The 9738-nt window shown below is 67.1% G+C and carries 7 protein-coding genes; 2 read left to right on the top strand and 5 right to left on the bottom strand.

Annotated features, from left to right (window positions below; all coding sequences use genetic code 11):
- The 4 genes from scpA to AB4Y99_RS20555 all read right to left on the bottom strand — a co-directional run.
- A partial coding sequence (scpA, locus tag AB4Y99_RS20570) for a methylmalonyl-CoA mutase (RefSeq protein ID WP_441524624.1) occupies positions 1-1956 on the bottom strand: 1956 nt, incomplete at its 3' end.
- Complete coding sequence (gene thiD / locus AB4Y99_RS20565) at positions 1953-2777, bottom strand: bifunctional hydroxymethylpyrimidine kinase/phosphomethylpyrimidine kinase (protein ID WP_112763415.1); 825 nt, start codon at positions 2775-2777, stop codon at positions 1953-1955. The genes scpA and thiD, both read right to left, overlap by 4 nt.
- 13 nt (positions 2778-2790) lie before the next feature.
- Positions 2791-4764: a methylmalonyl-CoA mutase subunit beta gene (locus AB4Y99_RS20560; protein ID WP_441524623.1), complete on the bottom strand. Its 1974-nt coding sequence runs from the start codon at positions 4762-4764 to the stop codon at positions 2791-2793.
- Positions 4765-4938: 174 nt separating this feature from the next.
- Positions 4939-5325 (bottom strand): hypothetical protein, encoded by a 387-nt coding sequence (locus AB4Y99_RS20555; RefSeq protein WP_038361387.1) that lies wholly within the window; start codon positions 5323-5325, stop codon positions 4939-4941.
- Between the two features lie 147 nt (positions 5326-5472).
- Here AB4Y99_RS20555 and AB4Y99_RS20550 point away from each other — a divergent pair, with 147 nt between their 5' ends.
- Complete coding sequence (locus AB4Y99_RS20550) at positions 5473-7017, top strand: helicase HerA-like domain-containing protein (protein ID WP_441524622.1); 1545 nt, start codon at positions 5473-5475, stop codon at positions 7015-7017.
- Between the two features lie 130 nt (positions 7018-7147).
- Here AB4Y99_RS20550 and AB4Y99_RS20545 read toward each other — a convergent pair whose 3' ends face one another.
- Positions 7148-8491 carry an Nramp family divalent metal transporter gene (locus tag AB4Y99_RS20545; protein ID WP_441524621.1) on the bottom strand — a complete coding sequence of 448 codons (1344 nt, stop codon included), beginning with the start codon at positions 8489-8491 and terminating at the stop codon, positions 7148-7150.
- A gap of 185 nt (positions 8492-8676) precedes the next feature.
- Here AB4Y99_RS20545 and AB4Y99_RS20540 point away from each other — a divergent pair.
- Positions 8677-9738, top strand: a 1062-nt coding sequence (locus tag AB4Y99_RS20540) for a M20/M25/M40 family metallo-hydrolase (protein WP_441524620.1), incomplete at its 3' end; no start/stop codon positions are given.

Raw genomic sequence — 9738 nt, 5'->3', positions numbered from 1 at the left:
CGGCACCAGCGTGAGGTGTCCCGCCGCCAGCGAGGAGACGCCGACGATGTGGACGTCGTTCTCGACGGCCTGCCGCGCCGCCTCGTCCGGCGTCGCGAAGAGCGGACCGATATCGACGTCGAAGCCGAGATCGGCGAAGGCCGAGGCGATCACCTTCTGGCCGCGATCATGCCCGTCCTGCCCCATCTTGGCGACGAGGATGCGCGGGCGGCGCCCATCCGCCTCCTCGAAATCCTGGCACATCAATTGGACGCGCGTGACGGCTGGGTTCATCGTGCCGACCTCCCGCTTGTAGACGCCCGAGATCGCCTTGATCTCGGCCCGGTGGCGCCCGAAGACCTTCTCCATCGCCATCGAGATCTCGCCGACCGTCGCTTTGGCGCGAGCGGCCTTGACGGCGAGATCGAGCAGATTGCCATTGCCGGCCGCGCCGTTGGTCAGCGCCGTCAGTGCGGCCTGCACCTCGGTCTCGTTGCGCTCGGCCTTGAGGCGTTTCAGCTTGTCGAGCTGCTGGGCGCGCACCGAGGCGTTGTCGACCTTGAGCACATCGATCGAAGCCTCGTTGTCAGGCTTGAAGCGGTTGACGCCGATGATCGCCTGCTGGCCGCCATCGATGCGGGCCTGCGTCTTGGCGGCGGCCTCTTCGATCCGCAGCTTCGGGATGCCCGCCTCGATCGCCTTGGCCATGCCGCCGAGCGCCTCGACTTCCCTGATATGGCCCCAGGCTTTTTCGGCAAGCTCCGCGGTGAGCCGCTCGACATAATAGGAGCCGCCCCAGGGATCGATGATCCGGGTGGTCCCGCTCTCCTGCTGTAGCAGGATCTGGGTGTTGCGGGCGATGCGGGCCGAGAAATCGGTCGGCAGCGCCAACGCCTCGTCGAGCGCGTTGGTGTGGAGCGACTGGGTATGGCCCTGCGTCGCCGCCATCGCCTCGATCATCGTGCGCGGCACGTTGTTGAACACGTCCTGCGCCGTCAGCGACCAGCCGGAGGTCTGGCTATGGGTGCGCAACGGCAGGGATTTCTCGTTCTGGGCCCCGAAATCCTTGACGAGCTTCGCCCAGATCAAGCGGGCCGCGCGCATCTTGGCGACTTCCATGAAGAAGTTCATGCCGATCGCCCAGAAGAAGGATAGCCGCGGCGCGAAGATATCGACGCCCARCCCGGCGCGCTGGCCGGCGCGGATATATTCGACGCCATCGGCCAGCGTGTAGCCGAGCTCGAGGTCCTGCGTCGCTCCGGCCTCCTGCATGTGGTAGCCGGAGATCGAGATCGAGTTGAATTTCGGCATATGGGCCGAGGTGAAGGCGAAGATGTCGCCGATGATCCGCATCGAGGGCGAGGGCGGGTAGATATAGGTGTTGCGGACCATGAACTCCTTGAGGATGTCGTTCTGGATGGTCCCCGAGAGCTTGGCCTGCGGCACGCCCTGCTCCTCGGCCGCGACGATATAGAGCGCCAGCACCGGGAGCACGGCGCCGTTCATCGTCATCGACACGCTCATCTGGTCGAGTGGGATGCCGGAGAAGAGCGTGCGCATGTCGTAGATCGAATCGATCGCGACGCCGGCCATGCCGACATCGCCGCCGACGCGCGGATGGTCCGAATCGTAGCCGCGATGGGTCGCGAGGTCGAAGGCGACGGAGAGGCCCTTCTGCCCGGCGGCAAGATTGCGTCGATAGAAGGCGTTCGAATCCTCCGCCGTGGAGAAGCCGGCATATTGCCGGATCGTCCAGGGTTGGTTGACATACATGGTCGGGTAGGGGCCGCGCAGATAGGGCGCGATGCCCGGCATCGTCTCGACGAAGGGCAGGCCGTCGCGATCCCTGGGTCCGTAGACCGGCTTCACCGGGATGTCTTCCGGCGTCAGCCAGGGCTCGCCTGCGGGCAATGAAGGCGGCGCGGACGCCTTGCCGCCTGCGAAGGCGATCTTCGTGAAATCCGGGATCGCGGTCATGGCTTGCTCCCGTCCGTCTTGTCCCACCAACGGTGGAAATGATGCACCGGTCCGTGGCCATGGCCAACCGCGACCTGATCGGCGGCGGCGATGGCGGCCGAGATGTAGGTCTTCGCATGACCGACCGCCTCCGGCAGTGGCAGGCCCCTGGCGAGGTTGGCGGCGATCGCCGAGGACAGCGTGCAACCCGTGCCATGGGTGTTGCGAGTGTCGATCCGCGGCGCGTTGAAGCGCTGGCGCGTGCCGCCGGCGAGCAGGAGCAGATCGCTGCTGACGTCGCCATGCCCGTGGCCGCCCTTGACCAGGACATTGGCCGCGCCCAGGGCGGCGAGCTTCTCCGCCTGTTCGTCGACGGCCTCGTCCGTCTCGGCGATGCTGGAACCGAGCAGGGCCGCGGCCTCCGGCAGGTTCGGCGTGATCAGGGTCGCGAGCGGAAAGAGGTGCTTGCGGATCGCCTCGACCGCGGCTTCCTCGAGCAGGCGCGCGCCGGAGGCGGCGACCATCACCGGGTCGAGCACGATGTTTTTCGCACCGTGCTTTTTCAGGCCGGCAGCCACCGTCTCGATCAGCTCGGCGGTCGCCAGCATGCCGATCTTGACGGCGCCGACATCGAGATCCTCGAACACGGCATCCATCTGCTTGGCGACGAAGTCGCGCGGCACGGCATGGATCGCGCTGACGCCCTTGGTGTTCTGCGCCGTCAGCGCGACGATGACGCTGGCTCCGTAGACCTGATGCGCCGCGAAGGTCTTGAGGTCCGCCTGGATTCCGGCGCCGCCGCTCGAATCCGAGCCGGCGATGGTGAGAGCGATGGCGGTCAAGGCAGATCTCCGTTCAGGCGGCCGCGATGGCAAGCGCGCGATCCAGCGTCTCGACCACGTCGCAGCCCATGAAGATGAACGAGGAGACGCCGGCCTTGTTCAACGCCGCTTCGCTTTCGCTGGGGCGCCCGGCGAGCCAGACCGTCGCGCCCGCCTTCGCCAGCGCCTCGGCCGCAGCCGCGCCTTCCTCGGCATAGGCGGTGTCGGAGCCGCATAGGCAGGCGAGCTTGGCGCCCGAGGAGCGGAACGCGCCGACGAGCGCGTCGAGGTCGGTCGCGCCGTTCCGGGCGAAGCCGTCGCTGCCCGAGGCCGAGAAGCCGCCGGCCTCGAACAGATTGCGGGCGAAGCCGGCGCGGGCGGTAAAATCGGCGATCGAGCCGAGCGTGGCCAGGAAAACGACCGGGCGCTGCGGCAGGGCGTCGGCCTTGTCGCGCAGCGCCTCGAAGGGCTCGGCCAGCCGATGCGCGGGCAAGGCCTCGACACGGAGCCTCTGACTGGGTGGGATCAGCGCTTCCGGGCGCCTGGCGCCTGCGATGAAGGCTTTGACGATTTCACCGGGATTGCGTTCCGCCGTGCTGCCCGGCTGAGGGGAGGCGGCCTCCTCCACCGGGGCGATCTCCAGCACCGAGACGGCATTCTCGCGGATGTTCGGGAACTCGCTCGTGCCGGTGATGGGCACGCGTCTCGTCGCGATGGCCTTGGCCGAGGCGGCGCGCTCGCGCGCGATGCCCTGCTGGACATGGCCATTGGCAAGCGCCGCGAGCACGCCTTGCAGGTCGTCGCTGCGCTCGCGCTCGAGGTCCTGGAAACGGCTCCAACCCTGCTCGCACAGCGCCTGCGTCAAGGCCTCGAAGCCTCCCGCGCCGGCGGCGGGGTCGGCGACGCGCCAGAGATTGGATTCCTCCAGCAGGATGAGCTGCGTGTTGCGGGCGACGCGCCGGGCAAACAGGTCGGGCAGGCCGAGCGCCGCGGTGAAGGGCTGGACGGTGAGCGAATCGGCGCCGCCGACACCGGCGGAGAAGGCCGCGACGGTGCCGCGCAGCAGATTGACCCAAGGATCGCGCCGGGTCAGCGAGCGCCAGGCGGTTTCGGCATGGATCGTCGCCGGCTTCGGCTCCAGCCCACAGGCTTGCTGCACCCGGTTCCAGAGCAGGCGGGCGGCGCGGAACTTCGCCACGGTCATGAACTCGTCGGTATCGGCGACGAGCGTGAAGGCGATGGCGTCGCACGCTTCCTGCAGAGACAGGCCCTGCGCCTCCAGCGCGCGCAGATAGGCGAGCGCCGTCGCCAGCGCGGCGCCGAGCTCCTGGGCTTCGGTGGCGCCGGCCTCGTGATAGGGGCGGGTATCGACCGTGACGAAGGGGCCCTTGAAGCCACGCTGTTTCAGCGCCGCGATCACCACCGCCAGCCGGCGGCCGACCTCCGGCCAGGGCGCCGCGAGCGAGCCATGGCTGGCGAGGACGCCGATCGGATCGAAACCGAACTCCACCGACAGCTCGCCTGGGGCGTGGCCGCGTTTCTCGATCAAGGCGGCGAGCATGAGCGCGTTGACGCGCCCCTGCGGTGCCGGATCCAGCCTGAGGCGGATCAGGTCGAGCATCACGCCGTCCAGCGCGCTGTCGAGTGTCGCGACATCGTCGGCAACGAGGCCATAGCCGCGAGCGGCGCGTGCACCGGCGAAGGCGATGGTGAGCATGTCGGCTCCGCCTTCGAGCTCGGCCAGCGCCAGCCTGCGCGCCTCCTCCGCTTGCGGATGATCGACCCGCGCCGCGACATGCCAGCGACCGGCCTCAGCACGGAAGGCCCGCTCGCCCGATGCCGCTTCATAGAGCGGTTCGATGCGGATGCCGTCGGCGCTGCGCCCGACCAGTTTCTTCTGGAAATCGGCGCCCTTCAGCACCTTGTCGACGGCAGTTCGCCACGCCTCACGCGAAGCGGCCGGAAAGGCGTCGAGATAGGGCAGGTCGGATGAGGTCGCCGAGTTCATGCGCGCCGATGCTCCCTTCCGCACGATGTGCCGTCGCGGGGACTGATTGCCACGGGCGCGGCCGCACGGCCATCCCTACTTCGTCGCACGGCCGGTGCGCAAACGCACGGCCGTCGTGAGCTGAAAAGAAAACACCGCCCGAAGGCGGTGCTTGGAGACTGCGATGCGCGCCGCTCAGACGAACTGGCCGAGCCCTGGGATCGCGCCGACGATGGCGCCCATCGTGTCCTCGCCGGCCTTCTCGCGGCCATAGGCGAACATTTCCTTCGAGACGGATTGGATCTGCGGCATCGAGAGGCCGGCCCCCATCAACTGGCCACCGAGCGCCATGACGCCGCCGCCTCCGCCCATCAGGCCGCCGATCGCGCCGAGCACGCCGCCCTTGGCGCCGCCTTCGGCATCCGCGAGCTCCTGAGAGCCCGGCAGCGCCGCCATCAACTGGCTGATCTCGCTCGTCGGGCCTTCCTTCTGCAGGAAGGCGAGGATGATGCCGAGGGCCTTGCGGGCCAGATCTTCGTTGAGGCCGGACGCCGCAACGATCCTTGAAATCAGTTCATCCATGTCGTGTGTCCTTACCCGGCCGATACGGCCTCCCGAAAAATAGTTTACATATTTACGATCCAATTCCAACGGCCATCGGGCTTCCGCCCTCTGCGTCCTTTGGTTACAGGTTTAACCTGACAGTTTTGAGAGCGATGGACGGTGACGATGGCGGATGACGGTGCGATTCTGATCGGCAAGAGCGGCAAGCCGGAGAACCTCCTGCTGAAGCTCGCCAACCGCCACGGCCTCGTGACGGGCGCGACCGGCACCGGCAAGACCGTGACCTTGCAGGTGATGGCGGAAGGCTTCGCGCGCAACGGCGTGCCGGTCTTCGCCGCCGACATCAAGGGCGATCTCTCCGGCATCGTGGCGCCGGGCGATTCCAAGCCGGCCTTCGTCAACCGGGCCAAGGAAATCGGCGTCAAATATGAGCCCGACCAGTTCACCACCGTCTTCTGGGACGTCTTTGGCGAGCAGGGGCACCCGGTCCGTGCCACTATCTCCGAGATGGGGCCGCTGCTGCTGGCGCGGCTGCTCGACCTCAACGACACGGCCGAGGGCGTGCTCAACATCGCCTTCCGCATCGCCGACGAGCAGAAGCTCCTGCTGCTGGATCTCAAGGATCTGCGCGCGATCCTGACCTTCATCGCCGAGAACGCTTCGGACCTGACGACGAAATACGGCAATGTCAGCCCGGCGACCGTCGGCACGATCCAGCGCGGACTTCTGGTGCTGGAGAACCAGAAGGGCGATCTGTTCTTCGGCGAGCCGGCGCTCGACATCAACGACCTGATGAAGACGGATCGCGACGGCCGCGGGGTCGTCAACATTCTCGCCGCCGACAAGCTGATGAACAATCCGCGACTCTACGCGACCTTCCTGCTCTGGCTGCTCTCCGAGCTCTTCGAGCAGCTTCCCGAGGTCGGCGACCTCGACAAGCCGAAGCTCGTCTTCTTCTTCGACGAGGCGCATCTGCTCTTCAACGGGGCCCCGAAAGCCCTGCTCACGGCGGTCGAGCAGGTGGTGCGCCTGATCCGCTCGAAGGGCGTCGGCGTCTATTTCGTCACGCAGAACCCGCTCGATGTCCCCGATACCGTGCTCGCCCAGCTAGGCAACCGCGTCCAGCATGCGCTGCGCGCCTTCACCCCGCGCGACCAGAAGGCGGTGCGCGCCGCCGCCGAGACCTTCCGCCAGAACCCCAAGATCGATACCGAACAGGCCATCACCCAGCTCGCGGTCGGCGAGGCGCTGATTTCGATGCTGGAGGGCAAGGGCTCGCCCGAGATGGTCGAGCGCGCGCTCATCGCCCCGCCGATGGCGCAGGTCGGCCCCTGCACCCCGCAGCAGCGTCAGCAGGCGATCAACAGCTCTCCCGTGAAGGGCAAATACGACACCATGGTCGACCGCGAGTCGGCCTATGAAGTGCTGATGCAGCGCAAGAACCTCAATCCGGACGGCTCGCCGATCGAGGCGTCGACGGATGGCGGCGGGGGCGGCGGCATTCTCGACACGATCGGCGGCTGGCTCGGCGGCGGGGCTCCGCAGCAGCGGCCCAAGACCGGCCCCGGCTCGCGCGGAGGCCCGCTGCCACAGAGCATGACCGAGAAGATCATCACCTCGGCGGCGCGCTCGGCCGCGACCTCGATCGGCCGCCAGGTCGGCACCGCGATCCTGCGTGGTATTTTGGGCTCGATGACCGGGAAGCGCTGAGCGCGGGCGCCAAGCGTCATTCTCGGGCGGCGCGAAGCGCAGACCCGAGAATCTTAGGCCGGAAGGGGTGCGGGAGCCTCTTTCGGCAGGAGATGCCCGGGGCAAGCCCGAGCATGACGAGACCGGGGCCTCAAGACCCCGTCGCGAAATCGACGATCAGTTTGAGGTTCAGCACGATGATGATCGCCGCGGTCAATGCGGCGATCACGGTCAGCCAGCGCGGCGCCACCAGCTCGCCCATCTTGGTCTTCGAGGCCGTGAACATCACGAGCGGCACCACTGCGAAGGGGAGCTGCAGGCTGAGGACCACCTGGCTGAGGATGAGCAGTTTCGCCGTCTGGCCCTCACCATAGATCAGCGTGACGACGATCGCGGGCACGATGGCGACGAGCCGGGTCACGAGCCGCCTCAGCCAGGCCGCCAGCCGGATGCGCAGGAAGCCTTCCATCACGATCTGCCCGGCCATGGTCGCCGTCACCGTCGAGTTCAGGCCGCAGCAGAGCAGGGCGATGGCGAAGAGCGAGGGCGCGATCGAGGAGCCGAGCAGCGGCTGCAGCAGCTCCTGTGCCCGGCCGAGTTCGGCGACGTCGGTATGCCCGCCCTTGTAGAAGGTTGCGGCGGCCAGGATCAGGATCGCGGCGTTGATTACCAGGGCGAAGGTCAGCGCGACGGTCGAGTCGATCGTTGCGTATTTCAGCGCCTCGCGCTTCTCCGGCARSSTGYSGCCATAGGCGCGGGTCTGSACGATGCCGGARTGCAGATAGAGATTATGCGGCATCACCGTCGCGCCGATGATGCCGAGCGCGATGTAGAGCATGTTCGGATTGGTGACGATCTCGGTCGTCGGCGCGAAGCCGCGGATGACTTCGCCCCAGTTCGGATCGGCGAGCGCGATCTGGATGGCGAAACAGACCGCGATCACGCCGAGCAGCGTGATGATGAAGGCCTCGATCCAGCGGAAGCCCTTGGTCTGCAGCCACAGGATGATGAAGACGTCGAGGGCGGTGATCATCACGCCGATCTCGAGCGGGATGCCGAAGAGCAGGTTGAGGCCGATGGCCGTGCCGATCACCTCGGCGAGGTCGGTGGCGCAGATCGCGAGCTCCGCGAGGAGCCAGAGCGGCCAGGCCATATAGGGCGGATAGGCATCGCGGCAGGCTTGGGCGAGGTCGCGCCCCGTCGCGACCGCGAGCCGCGCGCAGAGCGACTGCAGGATCACCGCCATGATGTTGGAGATGAGCGCGACGACGAGGAGGGTGTAGCCGAACTGCGCCCCGCCCGCGAGCGAGGTCGCCCAGTTGCCGGGGTCCATATAGCCGACGGCGACCAGATAGCCCGGTCCGAGAAAGGTCAGGAATTTCCGCCAGGACGAGGATGTCGGCTTGACCGAAACCGAGCGGAACACATCGGCGAGCGAGGGCTCGCCGCGCGATCGAAGCCAGATCGACGAGGATTCCGGAGCGCCCTGGGACATGGTCTGACCTTGCTGCAACTTATTCGCAATAAGCCTTATAGAGCGCTCCGGTGCCTGTCAATGCAGTTGCGAAGCGTTATCAATTTGAGCGTGTGTGAAGCCGGGCGGCAATGCGCGATGAGGGGCTGACGCCCGGGCCGGGGCTTGCCATGATGCCGTCACCTGAATCGCATCCGATGGCCGCCATGTCCCAGCTTCCCGCTATTCTCGCCCGTCTCGATGCCGGGCTCGACGCCTCGCTCGAGCGTCTCTCTTCCTGGCTCGAGATTCCGTCGATCGGCACCGATCCGGCTTTCAACGCGCAGACCCGCGCCGCTGCCGAGTGGCTCCGCGCCGATCTGGAAGCGCTCGGCTTCAAGGCGGAGCTGCGCGAGACCGGCGGTCACCCCGTCGTATTGGCGCATCGGCCCAAGCCCGGCGCGCCGCATGCGCTGTTCTACGGCCATTACGACGTGCAGCCGGTCGATCCGCTGAACCTCTGGGATACCGAGCCGTTCAAGCCGGTCATCCGCGAAATCGAGCCGGGCCGCAAGGTCATCWCGGSGCGCGGMGCCTGYGACGACAAGGGCCAGGTGATGACCTTCATCGAGGCCKTGCGCGCGACGCTGGCCGAGACCGGCGATCTGCCCATCGGCCTGACCATCCTCGTCGAGGGCGAGGAGGAATCGGGCTCCGTCAACCTGCCGCCCTACATCAAGGCCAATGCCGCCGAGCTCAAGGCGGATTACGCGCTCATCTGCGACACCGGCATGTGGGATCGCGAGACGCCGCTGATCACCTCGACCCTGCGCGGCATGGTCTATCAGGAGGTGACGCTGACGGCAGCCGATCGCGATCTGCATTCGGGCCTGTTCGGCGGCGCCGCCGCCAACCCCATCCATCTCCTCGCCAGGATCCTGGGCGAGCTCCATGACGAGACCGGCCGCATCACCGTCCCCGGTTTCTATGACGGCGTGCACGAACCGACCAATGCCCAGAAGGCCGAATGGGCCGATCTCAACCTCACCGAGAAGGAATTCCTCGGGCAGATCGGCCTGAAGCACTCCATCGGCGAGAAAGGGCGCATGCTGATCGAGCAGATCCAGTCCCGCCCGACTTGCGACGTCAACGGCATCTGGGGCGGCTATACGGGAGAGGGCAGCAAGACGGTCATTCCGGGCCAAGCTTCGGCCAAGGTCTCCTTCCGCCTCGTCGGCGATCAGGACCCCGCGAAGATCGCCGCCGCCTTCCACCAGTTCGTCCGCGAC

The organism is Allobosea sp. TAB14 (assembly GCF_052113865.1).
GTDB classification, from domain to species: Bacteria; Pseudomonadota; Alphaproteobacteria; order Rhizobiales; family Beijerinckiaceae; genus Allobosea; species Allobosea spartocytisi.
Note: the sequence above shows the minus strand (reverse complement) of the source record. Positions and strands in the feature narration are given on the sequence as shown.